Source organism: Burkholderia sp. BCC1977 (genome assembly GCF_905339595.1).
Classification (GTDB): Bacteria; Pseudomonadota; Gammaproteobacteria; order Burkholderiales; family Burkholderiaceae; genus Burkholderia.
In genome coordinates this window covers 1-26,507 of sequence record NZ_CAJPGQ010000061.1, presented here as the reverse complement: position 1 = coordinate 26,507, position 26,507 = coordinate 1, and the positions used below count along the sequence as shown (strand labels likewise).

Here is a 26,507-nt window from a genome sequence, read left to right as displayed (position 1 = left end):
CAGCATACCGGCCGGCCAGCGGCCCGCGTCATCCGAACGGAGTAGACGACGCGGGCCGTGCCCGTGCGACGCGGCGTGTGCCGCCTGGGCGGGTTACGCGGCGCGCTCGCGCAGCAGGTACGCGACGATGCGGTCCGCCGCCGCTTGCGGCGACTCGGTCACCGTATCGATGCGCAGTTCGGGTTGCGCGGGCGGCTCGTACGGCGAGTCGATGCCCGTGAAGTGCTTCAGCTCGCCCTTGCGCGCCTTCTTGTACAGCCCCTTCGGATCGCGTTCCTCGGCGACCGCGAGCGGCGTGTCCACGAACACTTCGACGAACTCGTCGGGGCCGACCATGGCGCGCGCCATGTCGCGTTCCGCGCGGAACGGCGAAATGAACGACACGAGCGTGATGAGCCCGGCATCGAGCATCAGCCGCGCGACTTCGGCCACGCGCCGGATGTTCTCCACGCGATCGGCCTCGGTGAAGCCGAGATCGCGGTTGAGCCCGTGCCGCACGTTGTCGCCGTCGAGCAGGTACGTGTGCTTGCCGAGCGCATGCAGCCGCTGCTCGACGAGGTTCGCGATCGTCGACTTGCCCGCGCCGGACAGCCCGGTCAGCCACACGATGCGCGGCGTCTGCGCCTTCTGCACCGCGCGCGCGTCGCGGTCGACGTCGACCGCCTGCCAGTGCACGTTGTGCGCGCGGCGCAGCGCGAAGTGCAGCATCCCGGCGCCGACGGTGTCGTTGGTGAAGCGGTCGATCACGATGAAGCCGCCGGTGTGGCGGTTCCGGTCGTACGGGTCGAACGCGACGGGCCGGTCGAAGCTCAGGTTGCACACGCCGATCTCGTTCAGCGCGAGCGTGCGCGCGGCGAGATGCTCGCGCGTGTTCACGTCGATCTTGTATTTCGGCGTCGCGCAGGTCGCGCCGACCGTCTGCGTGCCGAGCTTCACGAGATACGGCCGGCCCGGCAGCAGCGGTTCGTCGTGCATCCACACGAGCGTCGCCTCGAACTGGTCGGCCACCTCGGGCGGCGCGTCGGCGCGCGCGATCATGTCGCCGCGGCTGATGTCGATCTCGTCGGCGAGCGTGAGCGTCACCGCTTCGCCGGCGCGTGCGAGCTCGGCTTCGCCGGCCGGCGTGATCACCGACGCGACGCGGCTCTCCTTGCCGGACGGCAGCACGCGCACGCGCTCGCCGACGCGCACTTCGCCCGACGCGATGCTGCCGGCATAGCCGCGGAAGTTCAGGTGCGGACGGTTGACCCATTGCACGGGCAGGCGGAACGGTTCGTCGCGCGTCACGCGCTCGACGAGCGGCAGCGTGTCGAGATGCTGCATCAGCGTCGGGCCCGCGTACCACGGCATCCGCGTGCTCGACGCGATCACGTTGTCGCCGCGCAGCGCGGACATCGGAATGCTGACGATCTCGTCGAGCCCGAGCTCGGCCGCGAACGCGCGATAGTCGGCGTCGATGCGCTCGAACACGGCGCGGTCGTAGTCGACCAGGTCCATCTTGTTGATCGCGAGCACGACGCGCCTGATGCCGATCAGCGCGACGAGATGGCTGTGGCGGCGCGTCTGCGTGAGCACGCCCTTGCGCGCGTCGATCAGGATCACCGCGAGATCGGCGGTCGACGCGCCGGTGATCATGTTGCGCGTGTACTGCTCGTGGCCGGGGGTGTCGGCGACGATGAACTTGCGTCGCGCGGTCGCGAAGAAGCGGTACGCGACGTCGATCGTGATGCCCTGTTCGCGCTCGGCCGACAGGCCGTCGACGAGCAGCGCGAAATCGAGTTCGCCGCCTTGCGTGCCGACCTTCTTCGAATCGGCATCGAGTTGGGTCAGCTGGTCGTCGAACAGCATGTTCGATTCGTAGAGCAGGCGGCCGATCAGCGTGCTCTTGCCGTCGTCGACGCTGCCGCAGGTGATGAAGCGCAGCAGGTCCTTCGTCTGCGCATCGTCGGCGTGCAGGTCGGGCGTCGTGTGCGCGGGTGCCTCGGGCGTGGCGAGAACGTGTGCCATCAGAAATATCCCTCCTGTTTCTTCTTTTCCATCGAACCGGCCGAATCGCTGTCGATCAGGCGTCCCTGGCGCTCGGACGTGCGCGTGTCGCGCATCTCCTGCAGGATGTCGTCGAGCGAGGTCGCGTCGCTGTCGATCGCACCCGTCAGCGGATAGCAGCCGAGCGTGCGAAAGCGCACCTTGCGCATCCGCGGCACTTCGCCTTCGCGCAGCGGCAGACGTTCGTCGTCGACCATGATCAGCGCGCCGTCGCGCTCGACCACGGGCCGCTCCTTCGCGTAGTAGAGCGGCACGATCGGAATGTCGTGCAGCTGGATGTACTGCCAGATGTCGAGTTCGGTCCAGTTGGAAATCGGGAACACGCGCAGGCTTTCGCCCTTGCGCTTGCGCGCGTTGTACAGCGACCAGAGCTCGGGGCGCTGGCGCTTCGGGTCCCAGCGATGCTGCTCCGAGCGCAGCGACACGATGCGCTCCTTCGCGCGCGATTTCTCCTCGTCGCGGCGCGCGCCGCCGAACGCGGCGTCGAAGCCGTAGTGGTCGAGCGCCTGCTTGAGCCCCTGGGTCTTCCACACGTCGGTGTGCACGGCCGAGCCGTGCGTGAACGGATTGATGTCGTTCGACACGCCGTCGGGGTTCACGTGCACGCGCAGGTCGAGGCCGAGGCGTTCGGCCGTCGCGTCGCGAAACGCGATCATCTCGCGGAACTTCCACGTCGTATCGACGTGCAGCAGCGGAAAGGGCGGCTTCGCGGGGTAGAACGCCTTCATCGCGAGATGCAGCATGACCGAGCTGTCCTTGCCGATCGAATAGAGCATCACCGGGTTTTCGCTTTCCGCGACCACCTCGCGCATGATGTGGATGCTTTCGGCCTCCAGTCGCTCCAAGTGGGTCAACATCGTTCGTCTCCTTGTTTCATGCCGGCGCCGCGCGACATGTGCGGCGTTTCGTGCATGACGCCAACGGTATCGAGCGAGGGCGGTGCCGTTCTTCGTCCGGGTGGACTAAGGCCTGTTCCGGCCAGCCTCACAAGTCGTTGTTTCGATCAGCGGAACGGGTGTTGCCCGTCGGAACAGGTCCTGACCCGGCGCGGCCGCGCAGCGGATCTTTCCTTAGTCCACCCGGACGAAGTGGCGCGTGGAGCGCTCGCTTAAGGTGAGCGCTCGACCATCGGCGGAGACGACACATGACGGACGACACACGTGCCACGCAATTGCTTTCGGGCCAGACCTGGGCCGATTTCTGCGACACCCTGAAACGCAGCGGACAGCAGATCCTGCGCGCCGAGGCGCCGGACGATCCGCTCACGCGCGCGGAGGGATTCCGCTACCTGAGCCGGCTGATGCGCATCGCGCTCGAGATGCACGTCGAGTTCGCGGACGGCGCGTGGCCCGGCTTCTTCTCGCCGTCGCACGAGACCGCGAAGATCGGCGCCGACAATCCCGACAACCTGTACCAGTACGCGCGCCTCGACGGTCGCTGCGCATATCGCGTGACGGGGCGGCGCGGCACGGTCGCGTACCTGAGCTTCGGCACGCAGAAGGGCGGCTACGAGACGGACGGCAAGATGCTGCAGACGGGCTTTCTCGATGCGAAGCAGCTCGAGATCGCGCCGGACGGCAGCTTCGAGATCGTGCTGAGCGAGACGCCGCGCGCGGGCAACTGGGTGCGCATGGAGCCGGGCACGAACGCGCTGCTGGTGCGCCAGACCTTCCTCGACCGGCGCGCGGAGACGCCCGCGCAACTGAAGATCGAGCGCATCGGCGCGCATGATCGTCCGGCGCCGCTCGACCCGCTCGTGCTGCTGGGCGGCCTCACGCGCGCCGCGCAGTTCGTCGAGCAGACGTCGAAGCTGTTCGCCGACTGGGCCGCGAGCTACGGGTCGCACGTGAACGCGCTGCCGCCTGCGGACCAGGCGCTGTGCCAGTCGGTCGGCGGGGATCCGAACATCTACTACTACCACTCGTGCTGGTCGCTGGCCGACGACGAGGCGCTCGTGATCGACGTCGACACGGTGCCCGACTGCGACTTCTGGAACGTGCAGCTCAACAACTACTGGATGGAGTCGCTCGACTACCGGCACTTCGACATCTGCGTGAACAAGCATAGTGCGCGCCTGAATGCCGACGGCGGCGTGACGGTGGTGGTCGCCGCGTCGCGGCCGGGCGACGCGAACTGGCTCGATACGGCCGGGCATCGCACCGGCACGATCTGCTGGCGCTGGGTCGGCGCCGCGCAGCCGGTGCATCCGCGCACGCGCGTCGTCAAGCTCGCCACGCTGAAGGAGGCCGCATGAAAGCGCCGCTCGACCGGATCCGCACGCAGCTCGGCGCCGACGGGCTGATCGCCGAGGCCGTGTCGCGCACGGGCGGCCTCAGCGCGTTCGGCGACGGCCCGTATCGCGAGGCGCTCGACGTGATGTGCGCATCCCTGATCGACGAAGCGAAGCTGTCCGCGCGCGGCGCGGAGATGATGCGCGAGAAGCTCGTCGGCCAGCTCGTGAACCGGCTCGTCGTCGAGTATTACTGCCGCCGTCATCCGGAGATCGCTGACCTCGAGATCGACGATCCGCTCGTGATCGTCGGGCTGCCGCGCACCGGCACGACGCTGCTGCAACGGCTGCTCGCCGTCGACCCGCGCTTTCATTCGGCCGCGTGGTGGGAAACGCGCTATCCGGCGCCGCTCGCCGGCGAGACGCTCGACGCGCCGACGGTGCGTATCGCGCGCGCGCGGGCCGAGGTCGCGACGATGATCGACTGCATTCCGCAGATCCTGACGATTCATCCGCTCGACGCGATGCTCGCCGACGAGGAGTTCATGTTGATGGAGCATTCGTTCGTGTGCGCGATGGATTCGTACGCGAACGTGCCGGGCTATACGGCGTGGCTCGCGAAGCAGGACCTGAGCCCGGTCTATACGTACCTGAAGCGGATGCTGCAGTTCCTGCAGTGGCAGAAGGCGCGGCGCGGCGTCGCGCCGGCCGAGCGCTGGCTGCTGAAGACGCCGCAGCACCTGCATGCGCTCGACGTGCTGTGCCGCGTGTTTCCGCGCGCGCAGGTGGTGCTCACGCACCGCGATCCGGCGCAGACGATTCCGTCGATGGCGAGCATGGCGCACACGCTGTGGCAGATGTACGCGGACGACCCGGATCCGCGCACGGTCGGCGCGCAGTGGAACGCGGGGATGGCGCGCGCGATCGGCGCGGCGATGACGGCGCGCGACGCGCTGCCGGCCGAGCGCTTTCTCGACGTGCGTTTCGAGGACACCGTGTCGGATCCGCTCGGCGTCGCGGAAGCCGTGTACCGCTTCGCGGGCATGCCGCTCGACGCGCGGCAGCGCGCGGCGATGACGGACTGGATGGCGCGCAACGGCCGCGACAAGCGTGCCGCGCACGACTATTCGATCGCGCGCTTCGGCTTCACCGATGCGCAACTGGCGCACGATTTCGCCGCGTATCGCGCGCGGCACCTGCAGGCGGCCGGCTGACGGCGCGCCTGCGAGACGAACGACAACCAGGAGACAACCCATGTTGCTGAAGGACAAGATCGTCGTGATTTCCGGGATCGGGCCGGGGCTCGGCGTGAAGCTCGCCGTCGAGGCGGCACGCGAGGGCGCGCGCGGCGTGGTCGTCGCGGCGCGCACGATGGAAAAGCTCGACGATGCGGAGGCACGGATCCGCGCACTCGGCGTCGCGTGCGACGTGCTGAAGGTGCGAACCGACATCGCCGAGCGCGCGCAGTGCCGGCAGCTCGCGACGCAGGCGGTCGAGCGTTTCGGCCGGATCGACGCGCTCGTGAACAGCGCGTTCGTGCACGGCACGTTCCCGGAGGCGGTCGAGGAAGCCGATCTCGACGGCTGGCGCGCGGTGTTCGACACCAACGTGTTCGGCACGATGACGCTCACGCAGGAAATCGTGCCGCACATGAAGCGGCAGAAGCGCGGCGCGATCGTGATGATCAACACGCAGGCGACCCGCAAGCCATTTGCAGGGGAATCGGGCTACGCTGTATCGAAGGGCGCGCTCGCGGTTGCGGCAATATACCTGGCGCGCGAGCTCGGCGTGCACGGGATCCGCGCGAACAGCATCCACATGGGCTGGATGTGGGGCGTGCCGACGCAGACGTATTTCCGGCAGGCGGCGGCCGAGTACGGGATGACGGAGGCGGAGATCATCGCGCCGATCGCGTCGAACATCGCGCTCGCGAAACTGCCGACCGACGACGACTGCGCGCGTGCGGCGCTGTTCCTCGCGTCGGATTACGCGAACGCCGTGACCGGCGCGACGCTGGACGCGAACGGCGGCGATTTCATGCCCTGAGGATGGAGCGACGGATCATGCAGGAACACCACCAGGGACGACATTTCTTCGCGTTCAACGGCGACGCGGACGGCCTGTGCGCGCTGCAGCAACTGCGGCTCGCGGAGGGCGAACGCGGTACGCTCGTGACCGGCGTGAAGCGCGACATCCAGCTGCTCGAGCGAATCGACGCGCGCGCCGGCGACCGCGTGACCGTGCTCGACGTGTCGCACGACCAGAACCGCGACGCATGCGCGCGGCTGCTGCGCGACGGCGCGGCGGTCCGCTACTTCGACCATCACTTCGCGGGCGAGCTGCCCGGCGATCCGCGTTTCGACGCGTATATCGACACGGCCGCCGACGTCTGCACGAGCGCGCTCGTGAACCGCTATCTCGGCGGCCGTCATGTGCGCTGGGCGATCGTCGCGGCGTTCGGCGACGAACTGCCGGCGCTCGGCGATGCGCTCGCGCGCGAATACGGGATCGACGCAGCCGAGCGCTGCACGCTGGCCGAGCTCGGCCTCTACCTGAACTACAACGCGTACGGCGACTGCGTCGGCGACCTGCATTTCGATCCGGCGGTGCTGGCCGACGCGATGCTGCCGTGCGTCGATCCGCTCGACTTCGTGCGCGACACACCGGTGTTCGCGGCGCTGCGCGACGGCTATCGCGACGACATGGCGCGGGCATGCGCGCTCGCGCCGCTGCGCGACGTGCCGGGCGCGACGCTGATCAGGATGCCGGATCATCCGTGGGCGCGGCGCGCGACGGGGATGCTCGCGAACGAACGGATGCGCAATGCGCCGCATGCGGCGCTCGCGGTGCTGTCGCCGCGCGCGCAGGGCGGGCTCGTGGTCAGCGTGCGCGTGCCCGACGGCCGGCCGCTCGGCGCCGACGAATTCTGCCGCGGTTTCCCGACCGGCGGCGGGCGCAAGCGCGCGGGCGGTATCAACCATCTGCCGGAAACCGAGTTCGAGGCGTTCGCCGAGCGTTTCGAAGCGGCGTTCCGTCTCGACTGACCCCGACGGCCCGCGACGCGCGCGCCGTGCAGCGATGCCGCGGCGCGCGCGTCGTGCGACGAACCGGTTCAGCCGGTCGCGCCGGCGAGCACGGCCGGCACGTTGTGGCCGTAGCAGCGCGCCTCGATACGCTCGGCGATGCGCCAGCCGTGCGCGGTGCGCACGAACCGGTCGACGTACCACAGCCCGAGAAACATCACCTGCGTGCCGCCGTCCGGCAGCGCGACTTCCATCGGATTGAAGCAGATCGTGCGGGCGCGCGCGGTGTCGCCGTCGAGCGTGATCGACAGGTTGCCGACCATGTGCTGGTACTGCGGGAACTGCGGCAGCACGGTGCGCAGCCACGCTTTCACGTCCGGATAGGTGCCGGTGATGCCGCCCATCGCGCGATAGTCGATCTTCGCGTCGTGCGTGAACACCGCATCGAGCGCGTCGAAGTCGCACGCATCGATCGCGCTCGAGTACGCGACGATCAGCTCGCGGATGTCGTGGTGGTCGGAGAGTGTCTGCAGGTCGGGCATCGGCCGCGCTCCGTCACGCGCTGTTGCGCCGGCGGGCCGCATGCAGCGCTTCCGCGCGCTGCTTCACGTCGCGCGCGCACTGGTCGAACCCCTGTTTCACCCAGCCGCCGTGCTCGCGCATGATCGTTTCCGCGTTGATGCCGAGAAACTGGTCGGTCGTGAAGTAGCGGCAGCGGTCGGCGCCGTCGGCTTCGACGTACTGGTCGCGGCGCGCGGCGTCCTTGTTGGCGTCGGTCGGGCGCTGCTCCCACGACAGCAGGCGCTCGGGCTCGTACGCGACGAGGATCTCGTTGACGGGAATCACCGTCTCCGTGCCGGGTATGCGCACCTGCATGGCGACGAAGTCGCCGATCCGGCCGGTCGTTTCGAGGCCGACGCAGAACGTGTTCCATTCGCCGTAGCGCGGAAAGTCGGTCAGCACTTCCCAGACGACGGCAGCGGGGGCGTCGATCGCGACGGTGATCGAGGTGACGAGATTGGCGGGTTTGGTCATGGCGGGTATCGGGTGAGCGTGAGGAGGATGACGGGACCGCGGGCACGCGCGCCCGAAGGGACGCGCGCCGCGACGGCCGGAACGGTTCGCGCGGGCGCCGGCAGGCATGGCGGATGCGTCGCGCGATGCACGGGGCCGACCGGCGGCCGGCGCGTGCCGCGCATCGCGGCGAACCCGACATCGAGCGTAGGCCGGCGCACGCGACGAAGAATCGTCGGAACGGACTAAGGCGTTTCACCGGGCCCGCGATCCGGCGGCGGCGTCGGTACGCGATGCGCGAGCGGATACCTCATGCGTATCGACCATCGACATCGCGCGACGCTGCCGCGACAATACGGGTCACTTTTCCCTGTCCTGCCCCGAGGTGCCCGTGCCGGCGAAGTCGTCCGTTGCTCCTGCCGTCGTGTGGTTCCGCGACGATCTGCGCGTGACCGACCAGCCCGCGCTGACGCGAGCGGTCGCGTCGGGCCGGCCGCTCGTGTGCGTGTTTGTCGACGACACCGGCGAACGCGCGGGGCGTGCGCTCGGCGGCGCCGCGCGCTGGTGGCTGCACGGGTCGCTCGCCGCACTCGATGCAGCGCTCGTGCGTCATGGCGGCCGCCTGCTGCTGTTGCGCGGCGATGCGCCGCGCGAGATCGAACGCGTCGTGCGCGACACGGGCGCGGCGGCCGTGTACTGGAACCGCCGCTATGCACAGCCGCAGCGCGATGCCGATACGGCGTTGAAGGCGTCGCTGAAGGCGCGCGGCCTCGCGGTCGAGAGCAGCAACGGCAGCCTGCTGAACGAACCGTGGGACGTGCTGACCGGCGCCGGCACGCCGTTTCAGGTGTTCACCGCGTACTGGCGCGCGGTGCGGCGCGATCGCACGGTGGCGGCGCCGCTGCCGGAACCGGAGCGAATCGCGTTTTACCCATGGCCGGCCGTCGTGCGCGAACGCGCGCTGGCGCTCGACGCGCTCGTCTTGCGCCCGCACGCGCCGGACTGGGCGGGCGGCTTGCGCGACGCCTGGCCGGCACCCGACGAAACCGGCGCGCAGGCGCGGCTCGACGCGTTTTCCGTCGAGTCGCTGGCCGGCTATGCCGATACGCGCGACCGGCCCGACCGGTCCGCGACGAGCCGGCTGTCGCCGTTCCTGCGTTTCGGCAACCTGTCGCCGCGACAGGTGTGGCATGCGGTGCAGGGCGCCGCTCAGGCGCGCGGGGCGGCCTGCGCGGCCGGTGCCGAGAAATACCTGAGCGAACTCGGCTGGCGCGAATTCAGCCATGTGCTGCTGTATCACTTCCCGGCGCTCGCGACCGACAATTTCCGCGCGCAGTTCGACGCGATGCCGTGGCGCGACGATCCCGCCGCGCTGCGCGCCTGGCAGCGCGGGATGACCGGCTATCCGTTCGTCGATGCGGGGATGCGCGAGCTGTGGGCGACCGGCTGGATGCACAACCGCGTGCGGATGGTCGTCGCGTCGTTCCTCGTCAAGCATCTGCTGATCGACTGGCGGGCCGGCGAGCGCTGGTTCCACGACACGCTCGTCGACGCGGACGCCGCGAACAACCCGGCGAACTGGCAATGGGTGGCCGGCTGCGGCGCCGACGCCGCACCGTATTTCCGCATCTTCAATCCGGTGACGCAGGGCCGGAAGTTCGACCCGCGGGGCGCGTACGTGCGCCGTTGGGTGCCGGAGCTCGCCGGCCTCGACGCGGCGACGATCCATGCGCCGTGGCAGGCGTCGCCGGTGGAACGCGCGGCGGCCGGCGTGCGGCTCGACGTCGACTATCCGGCGCCGATCGTCGACCACGACGGCGCGCGCCGTCGTGCGCTCGATGCGCTCGCGGCGTTGCCGAAGCGCCGCTAGGCGTCGCCGACCGTCGGTGCGCGCGTCACGGTGCGCCGCGTCAGTCGCAGAACGCCGCGTGCTCGAGCAGCGCCAGCGCGACGCCCGAATCGAAGTAGGTCGCGCCGCACCACGCGACGAACGCGAGCACGCCGGCGGCCAGCGCGGCACGGATCACGCCCATGCGGCCTTGCCCGGCGCCGGCCGCGCGATGCGCGCGTCGTCGATCGGCAGGTGCAGCAGCGCGGCCAGCACGCCGAGCGCGATGGAGCCGATCCACAGCGGCAGGTACGAATGCGTCGCGTCGTACACGAGCGCGCCGAGCCATACGCCGAAGAAGCTGCCGAGCTGGTGCCCGAAGAACACGAAGCCGAACAGCGTCGCGATGTAGCGCACGCCGAACACCTGCGAGATCACGCCGTTGGTCAGCGGCACCGTACCGAGCCACGTGAAGCCCATCACGGCCGCGAACACGTAGACGCTCGCGGGCGACAACGGTGCCGCGACGAATGCGGCCATCGCCAGCGCGCGCACGAGATACAGCACGGACAGCACGTACTTGCGCCGCAGCAGCCCGCCGAGATGGCCGCATGCGTAGGTGCCGGCCACGTTGGTCAGCGCGATCAGCGCGAGCGCGACGCTGGCGTGGCGTGCCGGCAGGCCGTGATCGAGCAGGTAGGCGGGCAGGTGGGTCGCGATGAACGCGAGCTGGAACCCGCACGCGAAGAACCCCGCGTTCAGCAGCCAGAAGCCGCGATGCGCGAACGCTTCGCGCACCGCCGCGCCGATCGACTGGTCGGGGCCGTCCGCATGGCTCGCGGCCAGCGCGGGCCGGTCGCGCACCAGCACGGCGAGCGGCGCGAGCAGCGCGGCGACAAGGGCGAGCGCGACGCAGGCATGCCGCCAGCCGATCCCGCCGATCAGCACCTGCGCGACCGGCACCATGCAGAACTGGCCGAGCCCGCCGATCGCGCCGGCGACGCCGAGCGCCCAGCTGCGCCGGTCGCGCGGAAACAGCCGGCTCAGCGCGCCGTAGATCGACGCGAAGGCCGACCCCGACAGCGCGATGCCGATCACGAGTCCCGCGCCGACCGTGAACACGCCGGTCGACGCGGCCAGCGCCATCGTGACGAGCCCGGCCGCGTACAGCAGCATGCCGGCGACGATCACGCGCACCGACCCGAAGCGGTCGGCGATCATTCCGGTGAACGGCTGCGCGATGCCCCAGATCAGGTTCTGCAGCGCGAGCGCGAGGCCGAACGCTTCGCGCGACCAGCCGTGGTCGAGCGTGACGGGCGCGAGGAACAGCCCTTGCACGTGGCGGATGCCGAGCGCGGCGCCCATGATCAGGCCGCCCGCGAGCACCGGCAGCCAGCGGCGCCGGGCGTCTTGTTCGATCGGGGTCATGCGTGTCTCCGGATGAAGGCGTGCGGCGCTACGCCGCGTTCGATCCGATTAGACGATCGGGTCAGGGGGCGCTCAAGCGATCATTCGGTCGGGTTCGCATGCGTGCCAGGAATGCGATGCGGCGCGGCGGCGAGGCCGGCGGAGCGGGGGCGCCGCCGCGTCGCAGGCCGGGGCGTATCGGCAGGGCGGTTGCGGTGGAACAGGCGCGCCTTCGCATCGCTTGCCGCAGCGCGATCCGGCGCGCAATGCCGCGCAGGCGCCGGCCCGACGCGGCACATCGCGCCCGGCTTACCGTTGCGTCACGTCGTACGCGCGCATCGCCGCGTCGCATTCGGCCGCTTCCGCGAGAATCCAGTCGCGCACGTCGGCGACTTCGCGACGCGGTGCCGGATCGTGCCGGAACAGCCAGTAGCCGTACGCCTCCGACAACGCCTGCGAACGCGGGCCGACCACCGCGAGCCGGCCGTCGCCGAGCATCGGCGCGACGAGCGCGAGCCGTCCGAGCGCGACGCCCTGGCCGGCGATCGCGGCGTGGATCACCTGGTCGTACTGGTTGAAGCGCAGCACGCCCTTCGGGCGCGCGTCGCCGAGCCCGGCCGCGTGCAGGTGCGCGCGCCACTGCAGCTGGGTGTGCGGCGGGCCGTCGAATTCGAGCAGCACATGGTCGGCGATCGCGGCTGCGTCGGTGACGGGCCGCGTGGCCAGCGCCGGGTGTGCGACCGGCACGACGACCTCGTCGAACAGGTGCAGCGCGCCGGCCGGCGCGCGCTCGCGCGGGCAGTAGCGGATCCCGAGGTCGATGCCTTCCGCGCGCAAATCGAGTACCTTGTCGTTCGCGGCCACGCGCAGGTCGATGTCGGGCAGGCGTGCCTGCAGGCGCCCGAGTCGCGGCAGCAGCCACAGCGCGGTAACGCCGATGCTCGCGGTGATCGTGACGGGATGGCGCTCGCGCGTGGCGGCGAGCGATGCGACGGTGTCCTGCAGGCTGAGCAGCGCCGCATCCGCGGCGCGGAACAGCCGTTCGCCTTCCGGCGTGAACGCGATCTTGCGATAGCCGCGCTGCAGCAGCGCGACGCCGAGATGCGCTTCGAGCGCGTGCACCTGGCGGCTGACCGCCGACTGCGTGACGCACAGGTCTTGCGCGGCGAGCGTGATGCTCATGCGGCGGCCGACGGCGACGAAGCCGCGCACGAGGTCCAGCGACGGGAGACGGACGAGCGGCGTTGACATGCGTAGGGCTCATGCGAACGGAGCAGCAAGATTGGTTGAGAACGCCGGGCGCGTCAAGTTCAATGGAGGCTGGCCGATCGGGCGGGCGCGGGGTCATGCGGCGCCGCACAGGAGACAGGATGACGATTTCGAACGAAGCAGGCGGGGCCGAGCGCAGCGCGCGCGCGGCGGGCGCGTTGCCGCCGGAGCCCGTGACGCTGACCGCGGCCGACGGTTACGTGCTGCGCGGCTACGTGTGGCGGCATCGCGGCGGCGGCGCCGTGCGGCCCGTGACGGTCGTCAATTGCGCTACGTCAGTGCGCTGCGACTACTACTTCCGCTTCGCGGCCTGGCTGTTCGCGCAGGGGCGCGACGTGCTCGTGTACGACTATCGCGGGATCGGCGGCTCGCGCCCGGCGCGGCTCGCGAAGCTGCGCGCGAACTGGCTCGACTGGGGGCGGCTCGATTGCGAGGCCGCATTGCAGTACGCGCGCGACACATTCGCGGGCCAGCCGCTCGACGTCGTCGCGCACAGCATCGGCGGCTGCGTGCTCGGGCTCGCGGCATCGAACGCGAACGTGCGGCACGTGGTGACCGTCGGCGCGCAGTATGCATACTGGCGCGACTATCGGGCGGCAGAGCGGCGACGCATGTGGTGGAAGTGGCACGTCGCGATGCCGGCGCTCGCGGCCGTGTTCGGCTACGTGCCCGCGAAACGGCTCGGCTGGATGGAAGATACGCCGCGCGGGGTCGCACTGTCGTGGGTGCGCTCGCAACCGCGCTTCGAGGATGCCTACACGCGCGGCCTGCTCGCCGAAACCGCGGCGAGCCGCGCCGCGTTGCCGGCCCGCTTCGCGCGGCTGTCGGCGCCGATGCTCGCGATCGGCCTCGATGACGACGGGTTCGGCACGGTCGACGCGATCGAACGGCTGGTCGGCTACTACACGGGCAGCGACGTCACGCACCTGCGGATCGCGCCGCGCGACATCGGTGTCGACGCGATCGGCCACTTCGCGTTCTTCCACAGCCGCTTCACCGATACGCTGTGGCCTGTCGCGCTGTACTGGCTGCAGCACGGCGCGCTGCCGGCCGCTGCGCCGGGCCGCGTCCACGCGCGTCATCCGGCGCAGCGTGCGCGGCTGGCGGGAAGCGGCGTGCCGGGGGCCGTTGCGCACGGGTGATCGCGCACGTACGCGCGGCCACGCCGTCACGTCGATCACGCGGCCGCGCCGGCTGCCGCTGCCGACGATCGCGGCCGCGACACGTCGCTTGCCGTCCGGCGCGATCGATTAACATCGGACGTTTCATTCGACTGGCTGCCGCGTGCCGATGTCCATTCCGCCCGATTCCGAGATTCCCGCCGACCTGTCCCGCGCGTGGCGCGTGCACCTGCTCGAGGTGCCGCCCGCCGCGTCGCGTGCCGGCGTGCAGGTCGCGCGCATCGATTTCGACTGGGGCGTGCCGCTCGCGTCGCCTGCTTACGCGGCACTGAGCGATGCCGAGCGCGCGCGTGCCGGCCGCTACCTGCGGCACGAGGATGCGGTGCGCAGCGCCGCGACGCGCGCCGCGCTGCGCGACGTGCTCGGCGCGGCGCTCGGTGTTGCACCGCGGGACATCGCGATCGCGGTCGACGAATCGGGGCGACCGTCGCTCGACCCCGCGCATCGCGCATCGCTCGATTTCAACGTGTCGCACGCGGGGGATCACGCGCTCATCGCGTGGGCGGGTACGGGGCGCGTCGGCGTCGATATCGAAAGCTGCAACCGCACGACCGACTGGCGCGCGCTGACGCGCGAAGTGTGCGCGGCCGCCGAGGCCGCGTATCTCGACGGCCTGCCGCTCGCCGCGCGTGCCGACGCGTTCATGCGCGTGTGGTCCGCGAAGGAGGCGCTGCTGAAGGCGCTCGGCACCGGCATCGTCGGCGGGCTGCGCGCGTTCGCGGTCGTGCCGCCGCGCGATGCGGCGACGCCCGCGACGACGATCGTCGAGCCGGCCGCGCCCGCCGCCGGCGTGGCCGCGTTCGACGCGGGCTGGCTCGACGCGGCGCCCGGCTACGCGGCGTGCGTCGCGTGGACGCGCTGAACCCGTTTCAGCACGCGACGCTCACTCGAGCGGCGTGTCGTTCGGCGCCGCGTAGCGCGCCCGGATCACGTCGCTCATCGGGAAGTCGAACGCGAGCCCCTTCGGCGGCACCGGCCTCATGAACCACTTGTCGTAGAGCGCGCCGATTTCGCCGCTCTTCATCAGCTGCACGAGCACGCCGTCGACGAGCGCCTTGAACTGCGGATCGTCCTTGCGCAGCATGAAGCCGTACGCTTCCGACGATTGCGGCGTGCCGACGATCGCCCAGTCGGCCGGTTTCGCCGCGAGCTGGCGCACGCCGGCGAGCAGCACGTCGTCCATCATGTAGGCGGCCGCGCGGCCCGATTCCAGCGTGAGGCGTCCTTCGCCGTAGTCCTTCGCGCTGATGATCTGCATGTTCATCTTCTTCTCCTCGTTCATCTTGCGCAGCAGGCGTTCGGACGTCGTGCCCTGGTTCGTCACGACCGTCTTGCCGGCGAGATCGGGGAAGTCGCGGATGCCTGAATTCGTGCGCGTGAGCAGGCGCGTCGTCGCGACGAAGAAGGTGGTCGAGAACGCGACCTGCGCGTGACGCGCGGCGAGGTTGGTGGTCACCCCGCATTCGAGATCGACGGTGCCGTTCTGCACCAGCGGGATGCGGTTCTGCGACGTGACCGGGATGAAGCGCACCTGCAGGTCGGGCTTGCCGGTGCGCGCCTTCACGGCGGCGATCACGCGGTCGCACAGGTCCTGCGAGAAGCCGATCACCTTGCCGCTCGTGTCGACATAGGAGAACGGCACCGACGTCTCGCGATGGCCGATCGAGATCAGGTTGCTTTGGCGAACCTTGTCGAGCGTGCCGGACAGCGGCTCCGCGGCGAGCGACGCGCCGCATACGAGCGCGCACGCGGCGACGAGCAGGCTGCGGCCGAGCAGGGCGGTCAACCGGGGCGGGATGGTCATGGCAGGTCTCCGTAGGCAGGCAGTAGGGAAGTGCAGATTCGTATGTTGCCAAAGACAAAATAATTGCAACATATGTTAACTGCGGGACCTGTCGGGCAGATTCGGCGGGGCACCCCGGACATCAGGGAAACTCCCGAGTCGAAATCATGAAAAACGGGGTTGTCTAGACAAGTTCCGATGGCTACACTGCAATCCATTCCGAACTTGTCTAGACAGGATTGCTCACATGATTACGTTGACCCCCGGCCACCTGACCCTCCCGCAACTGCGCAAGATCGCTCGCGAATCCGTGCAGCTCAAGCTCGACCCGGCGAGCTTCGCGAAGATCGACGCCGGCGCGAAGGCGGTTGCCGACATCGCGGCAAAGGGCGAGCCGGCATACGGCATCAACACGGGTTTCGGCCGCCTGGCCAGCACGCACATCCCGCACGACCAGCTCGAGCTGCTGCAGAAGAACCTGGTGCTGTCGCACGCGGTCGGCGTGGGCGAGCCGATGGCGCGCTCGTCGGTGCGCCTGCTGATGGCGCTGAAGCTGTCGAGCCTCGGCCGCGGCCACTCGGGCATCCGCCGCGAGGTGATGGAGGCGCTGATCACGCTGTTCAACGCCGACGTGCTGCCGCTGATCCCGGTGAAGGGTTCGGTCGGCGCATCGGGCGACCTCGCGCCGCTCGCGCACATGTCGGCCGTGCTGCTGGGCGTCGGTGAAGTGTTCATCCGCGGCGAGCGCGCCAGCGCGCTCGACGGTCTGCGCGTCGCGGGCCTCGCGCCGCTGACGCTGCAGGCGAAGGAAGGCCTGGCGCTGCTGAACGGCACGCAGGCATCGACCGCACTGGCGCTCGACAACATGTTCGCGATCGAAGACCTGTACCGCACCGCGCTCGTCGCGGGTGCGCTGTCGGTCGACGCGGCAGCCGGCTCGGTGAAGCCGTTCGACGCCCGCATTCACGAACTGCGCGGCCACCAGGGCCAGATGGACGCGGCCGCTTCGTACCGCGACCTGCTCGAAGGCTCGCCGATCAACCAGTCGCACCGCGACTGCGACAAGGTGCAGGATCCGTACAGCCTGCGCTGCCAGCCGCAGGTGATGGGCGCGTGTCTGGACCAGATGCGCCACGCGGCCGCCGTGCTGCTGGTCGAAGCGAACGCCGTGTCGGACAACCCGCTGATCTTCCCGGATACCGGCGAAGTGCTGTCGGGCGGCAACTTCCATGCTGAACCCGTCGCATTCGCGGCCGACAACCTCGCGCTCGCCGCATCGGAAATCGGCGCGCTGGCCGAACGCCGCATCGCGCTCTTGATCGACGCGACGCTGTCGGGCCTGCCCCCGTTCCTCGTGAAGGACGGCGGCGTGAACTCGGGCTTCATGATCGCCCACGTGACGGCTGCCGCGCTGGCATCGGAAAACAAGACGCTCGCGCACCCGGCGTCGGTCGACTCGCTGCCGACCTCGGCGAACCAGGAAGACCACGTGTCGATGGCGACGTTCGCCGCCCGCAAGCTCGCCGACATCGCGGACAACACGAAGCACATCCTCGCGATCGAACTGCTGGCTGCTGCCCAGGGCGTCGACCTGCGCGCGCCGTACCACACGAGCCCGAAGCTCGCGCCCGTGATGGAAACGATCCGCAGCCAGGTTGCGCACTACGAGCTCGACCACTACTTCGCACCGGACATCGCGGTGATCGCGAAGCTCGTCGGCGAGCGCGCGTTCGCGAAGGTCGCGCCGTTCTCGTTCGCATCGGAACAGTAAGCCCATGAGCGCGCCGGTCTACCAGGAGATCAAGGATTTCATCCTGGGCCGCATTCACGCCGGCGAGTGGGCGGAGGGCGACCAGGTGCCCTCCGAGAACGAACTGGCCCGCGAGTTCAAGGTCGCGCGCATGACCGTCAACCGCGCGTTGCGCGAGTTGACGGCCGAGCAGGTGCTGACGCGCATGAAGGGCGCCGGCACCTACGTCGCGCGGCCGAAGTACGAGTCGACGCTCGTCGCGATCCGCAGCATCTCGGAAGAGGTCGACGCGCGCGGGCATGCGTACCGCGCCAGCGTGCTCGGCCTCGAGACGATCCGCGCCGACGAGGCGCTCGCCGACGAGATGCAGGTGGCCGTGCGCGCGCAGCTGTTTTATTCGCAGGTGTTGCACTTCGAGAATGACGAACCCGTCCAGCTCGAAGAACGGTGGGTGAATCCGGCGGTCGCGCCGGATTATGCCGAGCAGGATTTTACGAACACGACGCCGAACCTGTACCTGATGCGCGCGGCACCGCTGCAGCGCGTCGAGTACCGGATCGAAGCGGCGGCCCCGGCGCCCGAGCGGCGCGAGCAGCTGCGGATGGACGGCGTCGAGCCGTGTCTGGTTTTACATCGGCGCACCTGGTCGCAGGGCGTCGTCGCCTCGGTGGCGAATCTGTGGCACCCCGGCAGCCGTTATCGCTTCACCGGGCATTTCTGATTCCTATTTGCTATTCACTTTCCCTCGGGAGCAGCCGTCATGAACCATCCGAAACACATCGATCCCCGTCTCGATCCGACGCGCACGATCCGCGCGCCGCGCGGCAGCGAGAAGGTCTGCAAGACCTGGCTGGCCGAAGCGGCCTACCGGATGATCCAGAACAACCTGGATCCGGAAGTCGCCGAACATCCGCACGCGCTCGTCGTGTACGGCGGCATCGGCCGTGCGGCGCGCAACTGGGAATGCTACGACCAGATCCTCGCGTCGCTGAAGGATCTCGGCGAAGACGAGACGCTGCTCGTGCAATCGGGCAAGCCGGTCGGCGTGTTCCGCACGCACAAGGATGCGCCGCGCGTGCTGCTCGCGAACTCGAACCTGGTGCCGCACTGGGCGACCTGGGACCACTTCAACGAGCTCGACCGCAAGGGCCTGATGATGTACGGCCAGATGACGGCCGGCAGCTGGATCTACATCGGCAGCCAGGGCATCGTCCAGGGCACCTATGAAACGTTCTTCTCGGTCGCGAACCAGCACTTCAACGGCGATCCGTCGGGCCGCTGGATCCTGACGGGCGGTCTCGGCGGCATGGGCGGCGCGCAGCCGCTCGCGGCGACGATGGCCGGCTTCTCGATGATCGCGGTCGAATGCGACGAGACGCGTATCGACTTCCGCCTGAAGACGCGCTACGTCGACAAGAAGGCGACGACGCTCGACGAGGCGCTCGGCATGATCGAGGAAGCGAAGCGCACCGGCAAGCCGGTGTCGATCGGCCTGCTCGGCAACGCGGCCGACGTGTTCACGGAGTGCGTCGAGCGCGGCATCACGCCGGATTGCGTGACCGACCAGACGAGCGCGCACGACCCGATCAACGGCTACCTGCCGCAAGGCTGGAGCGTCGCGCAATGGCGCGAGACGCAGAAGGTCGACCCGCAAGGCATCGTGCACCCGGCGAAGAAGTCGATGGCCGTGCAGGTGCGTGCGATGCTGACGCTGCAGGAGCGCGGCGCGGCCACGCTCGACTACGGCAACAACATCCGCCAGATGGCGCTGGAAATGGGCGTCGACAACGCGTTCGACTTCCCGGGCTTCGTGCCGGCCTATATCCGCCCGCTGTTCTGCGAAGGCAAGGGCCCGTTCCGCTGGGTCGCGCTGTCCGGCGATCCGGAAGACATCTACAAGACCGACCAGAAGGTGAAGGAGCTGATCCCCGACGATCCGCACCTGCACAACTGGCTCGACATGGCACGTGAGCGCATCGCGTTCCAGGGCCTGCCGGCACGGATCTGCTGGGTTGGCGTGAAGGATCGCTATCGCCTCGGCCAGGCGTTCAACGAGATGGTGAAGAACGGCGAACTGAAGGCGCCGATCGTGATCGGCCGCGACCACCTCGACACCGGTTCGGTCGCGAGCCCGAACCGCGAGACGGAATCGATGAAGGACGGTTCGGACGCCGTGAGCGACTGGCCGCTGCTGAACGCACTGCTGAACACCGCAGGCGGCGCATCGTGGGTGTCGCTGCACCATGGCGGCGGCGTCGGGATGGGCTTCTCGCAGCACTCGGGCGTCGTGATCGTCGCCGACGGTACCGCAGAAGCGCACGAGCGTCTCGGCCGCGTGCTGCTGAACGACCCGGCGACGGGCGTGATGCGCCATGCGGATGCCGGCTACGAACTCGCGCAGCAGACGGCCCGTGAAGCCGGCCTGAAGCTGCCGATGCTCGGCCGCTGAGCATGACGGCGCTCGACCAGGCGCAGGTGCACGCAACGATGATCCGCGCGGCGGATCTCGTTGCGTCGCCGTGGAAGAACGGCGGCGGCGTGACGCGCGAAATCGGCGCGTTCCCCCCGGGCGCCGCGCTCGATGCGTTCGCATGGCGCGTGAGCGTTGCGGACGTCGGCGCGGCCGGGCCGTTCTCGCGTTTCGACGGCATCGACCGCACGCTCGTGCTGCTGTCCGGCGCGGGCATGACGCTCGCGGAAGCGGGCGGCGTGCGCCACGTGCTCGACACGCCGCTCGCCCGTGCGGACTTCGCCGGCGAAACGGCGATCGACGCGACGCTGCATGACGGTGCGACGCGCGACTTCAACCTGATGACGCGCCGTTCGGCCGCGCGCGGGGCGGTCGACGTGTGGCCCGAAGGCACGCACCGCGTCGAGCATGCCGATACCGTGCTGCTGTTCTGCGCGACCGGCGCGGTCGGCGTCGAGATCGACGGCGCGCACTACGCACTGCAGGAAATGGACACGCTGCGGCTCGACGGGCCGCAGCGTGCGTTTGACGTCGTCGTGAGCGGAGGCGGCGCGCTGCTCGCCGTGTCGCTCGCCGTCGGCGAACGAGACTGAACGCATGAAACCGACTGTCTGGCATCACCTGAGGCTGTGTCCGCACGGCCACCCCGACGAAACGATCGACGACGCGGCGATCGCCGTCGACGAAACCGGCACGATCGTGTGGCTCGGCGCGTTGTCCGCGCTGCCGCACGGTTATGCGCACTGGCAGCGGGAAGACCTGCACGGCGCGTGGGTGACGCCGGGCCTCGTCGACTGCCACACGCACCTCGTATACGGCGGTACGCGCGCCGACGAGTTCGCGCAGCGCCTCGCCGGCGTCAGCTACGAGGAGATCGCGCGGCAGGGCGGCGGGATCGTGTCGACGGTGCGCGCGACGCGCGCGGCCGACGAGACGACGCTGTTCGTGCAGGCCGCCGCACGCCTGCAGCCGCTGCTCGCCGACGGCGTGACCGCGATCGAAATCAAGTCGGGCTACGGGCTCGACCTCGCGAGCGAGCGCAAGATGCTGCGCGTCGCGCGCCAGCTCGGCGAGCGCTTCCCGGTCACGGTCTACACGACGTTCCTCGGCGCGCACGCGCTGCCGCCGGAATACGCGGGCCGTGCGGATGAATACATCGACGAAGTGTGCGACCGGATGCTGCCGGCGCTCGCCGACGAAGGCCTCGTCGACGCGGTCGACGTGTTCTGCGAGCGCATCGGCTTTTCGCTCGCGCAGACCGAGCGCGTGTTCGAGGCCGCGACGCGGCGCGGCCTGCCGGTGAAGCTGCACGCGGAGCAGTTGTCGAACGCGGGCGGTACCGCGCTTGCCGCGCGTTATCGCGCGCTGTCCGCCGACCACCTCGAATTTCTCGACGAAGCCGGCATCGAGGCGATGAAGGCGGCCGGCACGGTCGCCGTGCTGTTGCCCGGCGCGTATTACTTCATTCGCGAAACGCAATTGCCGCCGATCGAACTGCTGCGCAAGCACGGCGTGCCGATCGCGCTCGCGACCGATCACAACCCCGGCACGTCGCCGCTCGAATCGCTGCTCCTGACGCTGAACATGGGCTGCACGCTGTTCCGCATGACGGTGCCCGAGGTGCTGCAGGGCGTGACGCGCCATGCAGCCGCGGCGCTCGGCCGCGCGGACCGTCACGGTGCGCTCGAGATCGGTCGTCAGGCCGATTTCGCGGTCTGGTCGGTCGGCTCGCTGTCGGAGCTTGCCTACTGGATCGGCCGGCCGCTGTGCGAACAGGTCGTGCGCGGCGGTGCGACGGTGTTCCGCCGGATGAACGGCTAGCCTTGCAACGGACGAGACTCACGATGACCGAAATGACGCTGTTCGCGGACCATGCCTACCTGCCGGATGGCTGGCGCCGCAACGTGCTGCTGCGCTGGGATGCGGCCGGCACGCTGACCGAGGTGACGCCCGACACCGACGCGCCGGCCGGCGTCGCGCGCGCGGCCGGGCCCGTGCTGCCCGGCATGCCGAACCTGCATTCGCACGCATTCCAGCGCGCGATGGCGGGGCTCACCGAATACCGCGCGAATCCCGCCGACAGCTTCTGGAGCTGGCGCGACCTGATGTACCGCTTCGCGCTGAAGCTCACGCCCGACGCGCTCGCGGCGATCGCGCGCTGGCTGTACGTCGAGATGCTGAAGTGCGGCTACACGTCGGTGTGCGAATTCCACTACGTGCATCACGCGCCGGACGGCTCGCGCTATCCGCAGATCGCCGAACTCGGCACGCGCGTGATCGACGCGGCCCGCGCGGCCGGCATCGGCATCACGATGCTGCCGGTGTCGTACCAGTTCGCCGGTTTCGGCAACAAGCCGCCGCGCGACGACCAGCGCCGCTTCATCAACACGCCGGACGGCGTGCTCGAACTGCTCGACTCGATGCGCCGCGTCGCGCCCGAGCACGGCGGGCTGCGCTACGGCGTCGCGCCGCACTCGCTGCGCGCGGTGTCCGAGAACGGCTTGCGCGTGCTGCTCGAAGGCCTGCCCGACGACGCGCCGGTGCATATCCACATCGCCGAACAGACGGCCGAAGTCGACGATTGCGTGCGCGCCTACGGCGCGCGTCCCGTGCAATGGCTGCTCGATCGCTTCGACGTCGATGCGCGCTGGTGTCTCGTGCACGCGACGCACGTCGATGCGGCCGAAACGGCAGCGCTCGCGAAGCGTCGTGCGGTGGCCGGCCTGTGCCTGACCACCGAAGCGAATCTCGGCGACGGCGTGTTCCCGGCCGTCGACTTTCTCGCGCAGGGCGGCGTGATCGGCGTCGGCTCGGACAGCCACGCATCGGTCGAATGGCGCTCGGAGCTGCGCCTGCTCGAATACGGGCAGCGGCTCGTGCATCGCGCGCGCAACGTGCTCGCGACCGACACGCAGGCGCACGTCGCCGATCGACTGTTCGACGCGTCGCTCGCGGGCGGCGCGCAGGCCAGCGGGCGGCGCATCGGCGCGCTGCGTGAAGGCTGCCGCGCCGACTGGCTCGTGCTCGACCCCGATCATCCGGCGATTGCCGAACACGACAGCACGGCGTGGTTGTCGGGCGCGGTGTTCGCCGAGCACGGCGACACGCCGGTGCTCGACGTCTACTCCGGCGGCGAATGTGTCGTGAGCGGCCGCCGCCATCGCGATGAAGCCGCAGCGTATGCCGACTACCGCGCCGCGCTGGCGCAACTGCTGCGCTGACGCGCGGCACCCGGCGCACGCCGCGCGCGTGCGCCGGCAGACTATTACGGTGATGCGACATGACTGAACAACCGGCTGTATTCACGCTGAAGCAGGGCACGCTGCCGCTGCTGATCTCGATTCCGCACGCAGGCACCCACATCCCCGACGACATCGCCGCGACGATGACGCCCGACGCGCGCTTCGTCGACGATTGCGACTGGCACCTCGAGCGGCTGTACGGGTTCGCGGCGACGCTCGGCGCGTCGATCCTCGTGCCGTCGCACGCGCGCTACGTGGTCGACCTGAACCGTCCGCCCGACAACGAGAACCTGTACCCGGGGCAGGACACGACCGGGCTCGTGCCGGTCGACACGTTCGACAAGGCGCCGCTTTATCCGGCGAACGCGCTGCCCGGCAACGACGAGATCATGCGCCGCCGCGACCGCTACTGGCGCCCGTACCACGACGCGCTGCAAGGCGAGGTCGCGCGCCTGAAGCGCGAGCACGGGCGCGTGCTCGTGTGGGAAGCGCATTCGATCCGCTCGCACGTGCCGCGCTTCTTCGAAGGCCGCCTGCCGGACTTCAACTTCGGCACCTCGAGCGGCGCGAGCGCCGCGCCCGGCCTTGCCGAGGCGCTGGCCGCAACCGTGACCGCGCACGGCGGGTATACGGCCGTCGCGAACGGGCGTTTCAAGGGCGGCTACATCACCCGTCACTACGGCGTGCCCGCGACCGGCGTCGAAGCCGTGCAGCTCGAGCTGTCGCAGATCACCTACATGGAAGAGACGCGTCCGTACGCATACGACGAAGCGCGCGCCGCGCAGATCGTGCCGCTGCTGCAGACGGTCGTCGAAACCGCGCTCGCGCATCGCTGATCCGTCGGCGCGCTGCATGCGGCGGCGCGGCGACACCGCGCGCCACGTCCTGCCGGTATGCAATGCGCGTGCCGACGCGGTGCACAAAACGGCATCGACCTAGCCGGTCGATGCCGTTTTTTTTCGTCTGATCGATGGCGGGATCGATACCTGAAAATTTGACGCAATCTTTAGGTGATATAAGCTGAATGTCAGGGAGTCGTCATGCGCGTACCGGCCGCGACGGCGTCGATCAGCGCCGCACCGCGCCGGAATCCGTTGCCAGACACCTTGCCGACGTGTCGCCGCGCGGCTTTGCCGCCTCCGCTCCGTCGCGACATGTGTCCTGCCTTCATCAGTCAGTCGAGTACGATCGTGAAAGCCGCCAGCCCTTCGATACGCCGGACCCGAAGTCCGTCGGCGGGCGCGCCGCCTCAGGCCGGGCCGATCCGGCATGCTGATCGCGGCACGCGCGCCGCCCTCATACGCGAGCCTCGTTTCTTCGCTGTGTCCCAGTGCGGCCTGCGCCGCTTCAATCTCGTGACCGCGCTCGTGTTCAGCGCGGTGCAGTGCGACGGCAGCGCTTCTTTGTTGCCCTAGCGTCCGTTTCCGCTTTCGCATCGGGTCGCACCGCCTGTTGCCGCACCGTCCGCGCGGCACGATCGCGTATGGGCGCGTGCAGCGCCACCGCGGGCTTCCATCGTCTTGCGCGTCCGCACGCGTCGCGCATTTATCGCGGAGGTGAGCATGCGACCGCGCCCGCTCGTAGCCGTCACCGCCGACCGCATCATGCGCGGCGCCCATCCGAACCACACGGCGGGGGAGAAGTACCTCGTCGCGCTGGTCGACGGCGCCGGTGCGCTGGCGTTCGTGCTGCCTGCGCTGGGCGAGCGGCAGCCGGTCGACGCGATCGTCGCGTCGATCGACGGGCTGCTGCTGACGGGCAGCTATTCGAACGTCGAGCCGCATCACTACGGTGGCGCGGCGAGTACGCCCGACACGTTGCACGATCCGGCGCGCGATGCGACCGCGCTGCCGCTGATCCGCGCGGCGATCGACGCGGGCGTGCCCGTGCTCGCGATCTGCCGCGGCATGCAGGAGCTGAACGTCGCATATGGCGGCACGCTGCATCAGCGACTGCATGCGAGCGCGGGCTTCCACGACCATCGCGAGCGCGACGGCGATCCGCTCGAGCGGCAGTATGGCCCCGCGCACCGCGTACAGCTCGCGCCGGGCGGCCTGCTGCAACGGGTCGCGCGCGGCGCGCACGACGCGAAGGTCAATTCGCTGCACGACCAGGGCATCGCGCGGCTCGGCGCGGGGCTCGTGGTCGAGGCGAGCGCGCCCGACGGGCTGATCGAGGCCGTCAGCGTGCGCGGCGCGCGTGCGTTCGCGCTCGGCGTGCAGTGGCATCCCGAATGGCGCTTCGCGGAACAGCCGCTGTCGCGCGATCTCTTTGCGGCATTCGGCGCGGCGTGCCGCGCGCGCATGACACACCGCATTCATGCGGCCGGCGGCACCATGCCGTCGCCGGCCGCATCCGACATCGACTGAACGAGGCCGATCATGCAACCCGAACTGAGCGAATTCCTGCGTCAACACCGCATCACCGAAGTCGAGGCGATCATTCCCGACATGGCCGGCATCGCGCGCGGCAAGATCATTCCGCGCAACAAGTTCGAGTCCGGCGAATCGATGCGCCTGCCGCAGGCCGTGATGGTGCAGACCGTCACCGGCGACTATCCGGAGGACGGCACGCTGACCGGCGTCACCGATCCCGACATGGTGTGCGTGCCCGATCCGTCGACGATCTGCCTGATTCCGTGGGCCGTCGATCCGACCGCGCAGGTGATCCACGATTGCGTGCATTTCGACGGCTCGCCGGTCGAGATCTCGCCGCGCTACGTGCTGCGTCGCGTGCTCGACCTTTACAAGGCGAAGGGCTGGAAGCCCGTGGTCGCGCCCGAGCTCGAGTTCTATCTGGTCGACATGAATGCCGACCCCGATCTGCCGTTGCGTCCGCCGGTCGGGCGCACGGGCCGCGCGGAGACGGGCCGTCAGTCGTATTCGATCGAGGCGGTCAACGAGTTCGATCCGCTGTTCGAGGACATCTACGAATACTGCGAGATGCAGGGCCTCGACATCGAGACGCTGATCCATGAGGTCGGCGCCGCGCAGATGGAGATCAACTTCGTGCACGGCGATGCGCTGTCGCTTGCCGACCAGGTGTTCCTGTTCAAGCGCACGGTGCGCGAGGCGGCGCTGCGCCACAACATGTACGCGACGTTCATGGCCAAGCCGATGGAAGGCGAGCCGGGCTCCGCGATGCATATCCACCAGAGCCTTGCCGATGTGCACACCGGCCGCAACCTGTTCGCCGACGACGGCGGCGTCGTATCGCCGATGTTCCAGAGCTATCTCGCGGGGCTGCAGAAATACACGCCCGCGC

Annotated in this window: 23 protein-coding genes and 1 pseudogene; 16 read left to right on the top strand and 8 right to left on the bottom strand. The window is 69.5% G+C overall.

Annotated elements, in window-relative coordinates; all coding sequences use genetic code 11:
• Positions 1–93: 93 nt before the first annotated feature.
• Both cysN and cysD read right to left on the bottom strand, forming a co-directional pair.
• Complete coding sequence (cysN, locus tag U5771_RS32175) at positions 94–2,007, bottom strand: sulfate adenylyltransferase subunit CysN (protein ID WP_322027671.1); 1,914 nt, start codon at positions 2,005–2,007, stop codon at positions 94–96.
• Positions 2,007–2,927, bottom strand: a pseudogene (gene cysD / locus U5771_RS32170) (sulfate adenylyltransferase subunit CysD); the annotation flags it as partial. The pseudogene cysD and the gene cysN, both read right to left, overlap by 1 nt.
• A gap of 263 nt (positions 2,928–3,190) precedes the next feature.
• Between cysD and U5771_RS32165 the strand changes: the two are divergent.
• Genes U5771_RS32165 through U5771_RS32150 form a run of 4 tightly spaced genes read left to right on the top strand, consistent with a single transcriptional unit; the run spans position 3,191 to position 7,320 of the window.
• Complete coding sequence (locus U5771_RS32165) at positions 3,191–4,300, top strand: DUF1214 domain-containing protein (protein ID WP_322027670.1); 1,110 nt, start codon at positions 3,191–3,193, stop codon at positions 4,298–4,300.
• Complete coding sequence (locus U5771_RS32160; protein ID WP_322027669.1) at positions 4,297–5,490, top strand: sulfotransferase; 1,194 nt, start codon at positions 4,297–4,299, stop codon at positions 5,488–5,490. Before U5771_RS32165 ends, U5771_RS32160 begins: the two co-directional genes overlap by 4 nt.
• 40 nt (positions 5,491–5,530) lie before the next feature.
• The gene (locus U5771_RS32155) at positions 5,531–6,322 is read left to right on the top strand and encodes an SDR family oxidoreductase (RefSeq protein ID WP_322027668.1); all 792 of its coding nucleotides are present in this window, start codon (positions 5,531–5,533) and stop codon (positions 6,320–6,322) included.
• Between the two features lie 17 nt (positions 6,323–6,339).
• A complete protein-coding gene (locus U5771_RS32150) occupies positions 6,340–7,320 on the top strand; it encodes an acetyltransferase (RefSeq protein WP_322027667.1) in 981 nt (326 codons plus the stop codon).
• 68 nt (positions 7,321–7,388) lie between these two features.
• Here the strand turns inward: U5771_RS32150 and U5771_RS32145 are convergent, their stop codons facing one another.
• Positions 7,389–7,841, bottom strand: a complete 453-nt coding sequence (locus U5771_RS32145; RefSeq protein ID WP_322027666.1) for a nuclear transport factor 2 family protein — start codon at positions 7,839–7,841, stop codon at positions 7,389–7,391.
• 13 nt (positions 7,842–7,854) lie between these two features.
• On the bottom strand, positions 7,855–8,334 hold the full coding sequence (locus U5771_RS32140) for an SRPBCC domain-containing protein (RefSeq protein WP_322027665.1): 480 nt from the start codon (positions 8,332–8,334) through the stop codon (positions 7,855–7,857).
• Between the two features lie 370 nt (positions 8,335–8,704).
• On the opposite strand from U5771_RS32140, the gene U5771_RS32135 reads away from it, so the two are divergent.
• On the top strand, positions 8,705–10,183 hold the full coding sequence (locus U5771_RS32135) for a deoxyribodipyrimidine photo-lyase (protein WP_322027664.1): 1,479 nt from the start codon (positions 8,705–8,707) through the stop codon (positions 10,181–10,183).
• A 40-nt stretch (positions 10,184–10,223) separates the two neighbouring features.
• Here the strand turns inward: U5771_RS32135 and U5771_RS32130 are convergent, their stop codons facing one another.
• The 3 genes from U5771_RS32130 to U5771_RS32120 form a co-directional block, all read right to left on the bottom strand.
• Positions 10,224–10,346 (bottom strand): hypothetical protein, encoded by a 123-nt coding sequence (locus U5771_RS32130; RefSeq protein ID WP_322027663.1) that lies wholly within the window; start codon positions 10,344–10,346, stop codon positions 10,224–10,226.
• On the bottom strand, positions 10,337–11,569 hold the full coding sequence (locus tag U5771_RS32125; RefSeq protein WP_322027662.1) for an MFS transporter: 1,233 nt from the start codon (positions 11,567–11,569) through the stop codon (positions 10,337–10,339). The genes U5771_RS32130 and U5771_RS32125 overlap by 10 nt, the downstream gene beginning before the upstream one ends.
• Before the next feature lie 288 nt (positions 11,570–11,857).
• Positions 11,858–12,799 (bottom strand): LysR substrate-binding domain-containing protein, encoded by a 942-nt coding sequence (locus U5771_RS32120; protein ID WP_322027661.1) that lies wholly within the window; start codon positions 12,797–12,799, stop codon positions 11,858–11,860.
• A gap of 119 nt (positions 12,800–12,918) precedes the next feature.
• Between U5771_RS32120 and U5771_RS32115 the strand changes: the two genes are divergently transcribed.
• Both U5771_RS32115 and U5771_RS32110 read left to right on the top strand, forming a co-directional pair.
• Positions 12,919–13,959, top strand: a complete 1,041-nt coding sequence (locus tag U5771_RS32115) for an alpha/beta fold hydrolase (protein ID WP_322027660.1) — start codon at positions 12,919–12,921, stop codon at positions 13,957–13,959.
• 148 nt (positions 13,960–14,107) lie between these two features.
• Positions 14,108–14,860: a 4'-phosphopantetheinyl transferase family protein gene (locus U5771_RS32110; RefSeq protein WP_322027659.1), complete on the top strand. Its 753-nt coding sequence runs from the start codon at positions 14,108–14,110 to the stop codon at positions 14,858–14,860.
• Positions 14,861–14,881: 21 nt separating this feature from the next.
• On the opposite strand, the gene U5771_RS32105 is transcribed toward U5771_RS32110, so the two are convergent.
• Positions 14,882–15,802, bottom strand: a complete 921-nt coding sequence (locus U5771_RS32105; protein WP_322027658.1) for a glutamate/aspartate ABC transporter substrate-binding protein — start codon at positions 15,800–15,802, stop codon at positions 14,882–14,884.
• A gap of 226 nt (positions 15,803–16,028) precedes the next feature.
• On the opposite strand from U5771_RS32105, the gene hutH reads away from it, so the two are divergent.
• The 9 genes from hutH to U5771_RS32060 all read left to right on the top strand — a co-directional run.
• Positions 16,029–17,552 carry a histidine ammonia-lyase gene (gene hutH, locus U5771_RS32100; protein WP_322027657.1) on the top strand — a complete coding sequence of 508 codons (1,524 nt, stop codon included), beginning with the start codon at positions 16,029–16,031 and terminating at the stop codon, positions 17,550–17,552.
• 4 nt (positions 17,553–17,556) lie between these two features.
• Entirely contained in the window at positions 17,557–18,252 is a 696-nt protein-coding gene (gene hutC, locus U5771_RS32095) for a histidine utilization repressor (protein WP_322027656.1), read from the top strand.
• Positions 18,253–18,291: 39 nt separating this feature from the next.
• A complete protein-coding gene (gene hutU / locus U5771_RS32090; RefSeq protein ID WP_322027655.1) occupies positions 18,292–19,980 on the top strand; it encodes a urocanate hydratase in 1,689 nt (562 codons plus the stop codon).
• Between the two features lie 2 nt (positions 19,981–19,982).
• On the top strand, positions 19,983–20,594 hold the full coding sequence (locus U5771_RS32085) for a HutD family protein (RefSeq protein WP_322027654.1): 612 nt from the start codon (positions 19,983–19,985) through the stop codon (positions 20,592–20,594).
• Between the two features lie 4 nt (positions 20,595–20,598).
• A complete protein-coding gene (hutI, locus tag U5771_RS32080) occupies positions 20,599–21,822 on the top strand; it encodes an imidazolonepropionase (RefSeq protein ID WP_322027653.1) in 1,224 nt (407 codons plus the stop codon).
• 23 nt (positions 21,823–21,845) lie between these two features.
• Positions 21,846–23,222: a formimidoylglutamate deiminase gene (locus U5771_RS32075; protein ID WP_322027652.1), complete on the top strand. Its 1,377-nt coding sequence runs from the start codon at positions 21,846–21,848 to the stop codon at positions 23,220–23,222.
• A gap of 59 nt (positions 23,223–23,281) precedes the next feature.
• Positions 23,282–24,079: an N-formylglutamate deformylase gene (gene hutG, locus U5771_RS32070; RefSeq protein ID WP_322027651.1), complete on the top strand. Its 798-nt coding sequence runs from the start codon at positions 23,282–23,284 to the stop codon at positions 24,077–24,079.
• 726 nt (positions 24,080–24,805) lie between these two features.
• Complete coding sequence (locus U5771_RS32065) at positions 24,806–25,612, top strand: gamma-glutamyl-gamma-aminobutyrate hydrolase family protein (RefSeq protein ID WP_322027650.1); 807 nt, start codon at positions 24,806–24,808, stop codon at positions 25,610–25,612.
• A 12-nt stretch (positions 25,613–25,624) separates the two neighbouring features.
• On the top strand, positions 25,625–26,507 hold an 883-nt coding region (locus tag U5771_RS32060), incomplete at its 3' end, for a glutamine synthetase family protein (RefSeq protein WP_322027649.1).

What these genes read in the sequence shown, in the direction of transcription:
- hutC (WP_322027656.1), top strand. Translation starts at nt 17,557, where the DNA reads ATGAGCGCGCCGGTCTACCAGGAGATCAAGGATTTCATCCTGGGCCGC.
- hutG (WP_322027651.1), top strand. Translation starts at nt 23,282, where the DNA reads ATGACTGAACAACCGGCTGTATTCACGCTGAAGCAGGGCACGCTGCCG.
- U5771_RS32115 (WP_322027660.1), top strand. Translation starts at nt 12,919, where the DNA reads ATGACGATTTCGAACGAAGCAGGCGGGGCCGAGCGCAGCGCGCGCGCG.
- U5771_RS32120 (WP_322027661.1), bottom strand. Translation starts at nt 12,799, where the DNA reads ATGTCAACGCCGCTCGTCCGTCTCCCGTCGCTGGACCTCGTGCGCGGC.
- hutU (WP_322027655.1), top strand. Translation starts at nt 18,292, where the DNA reads ATGAACCATCCGAAACACATCGATCCCCGTCTCGATCCGACGCGCACG.
- U5771_RS32140 (WP_322027665.1), bottom strand. Translation starts at nt 8,334, where the DNA reads ATGACCAAACCCGCCAATCTCGTCACCTCGATCACCGTCGCGATCGAC.
- U5771_RS32075 (WP_322027652.1), top strand. Translation starts at nt 21,846, where the DNA reads ATGACCGAAATGACGCTGTTCGCGGACCATGCCTACCTGCCGGATGGC.
- U5771_RS32155 (WP_322027668.1), top strand. Translation starts at nt 5,531, where the DNA reads ATGTTGCTGAAGGACAAGATCGTCGTGATTTCCGGGATCGGGCCGGGG.
- U5771_RS32165 (WP_322027670.1), top strand. Translation starts at nt 3,191, where the DNA reads ATGACGGACGACACACGTGCCACGCAATTGCTTTCGGGCCAGACCTGG.
- hutI (WP_322027653.1), top strand. Translation starts at nt 20,599, where the DNA reads ATGAAACCGACTGTCTGGCATCACCTGAGGCTGTGTCCGCACGGCCAC.
- cysN (WP_322027671.1), bottom strand. Translation starts at nt 2,007, where the DNA reads ATGGCACACGTTCTCGCCACGCCCGAGGCACCCGCGCACACGACGCCC.
- U5771_RS32145 (WP_322027666.1), bottom strand. Translation starts at nt 7,841, where the DNA reads ATGCCCGACCTGCAGACACTCTCCGACCACCACGACATCCGCGAGCTG.
- U5771_RS32105 (WP_322027658.1), bottom strand. Translation starts at nt 15,802, where the DNA reads ATGACCATCCCGCCCCGGTTGACCGCCCTGCTCGGCCGCAGCCTGCTC.
- U5771_RS32150 (WP_322027667.1), top strand. Translation starts at nt 6,340, where the DNA reads ATGCAGGAACACCACCAGGGACGACATTTCTTCGCGTTCAACGGCGAC.
- U5771_RS32130 (WP_322027663.1), bottom strand. Translation starts at nt 10,346, where the DNA reads ATGGGCGTGATCCGTGCCGCGCTGGCCGCCGGCGTGCTCGCGTTCGTC.
- U5771_RS32110 (WP_322027659.1), top strand. Translation starts at nt 14,108, where the DNA reads ATGTCCATTCCGCCCGATTCCGAGATTCCCGCCGACCTGTCCCGCGCG.
- U5771_RS32065 (WP_322027650.1), top strand. Translation starts at nt 24,806, where the DNA reads ATGCGACCGCGCCCGCTCGTAGCCGTCACCGCCGACCGCATCATGCGC.
- U5771_RS32125 (WP_322027662.1), bottom strand. Translation starts at nt 11,569, where the DNA reads ATGACCCCGATCGAACAAGACGCCCGGCGCCGCTGGCTGCCGGTGCTC.
- hutH (WP_322027657.1), top strand. Translation starts at nt 16,029, where the DNA reads ATGATTACGTTGACCCCCGGCCACCTGACCCTCCCGCAACTGCGCAAG.
- U5771_RS32085 (WP_322027654.1), top strand. Translation starts at nt 19,983, where the DNA reads ATGACGGCGCTCGACCAGGCGCAGGTGCACGCAACGATGATCCGCGCG.
- U5771_RS32160 (WP_322027669.1), top strand. Translation starts at nt 4,297, where the DNA reads ATGAAAGCGCCGCTCGACCGGATCCGCACGCAGCTCGGCGCCGACGGG.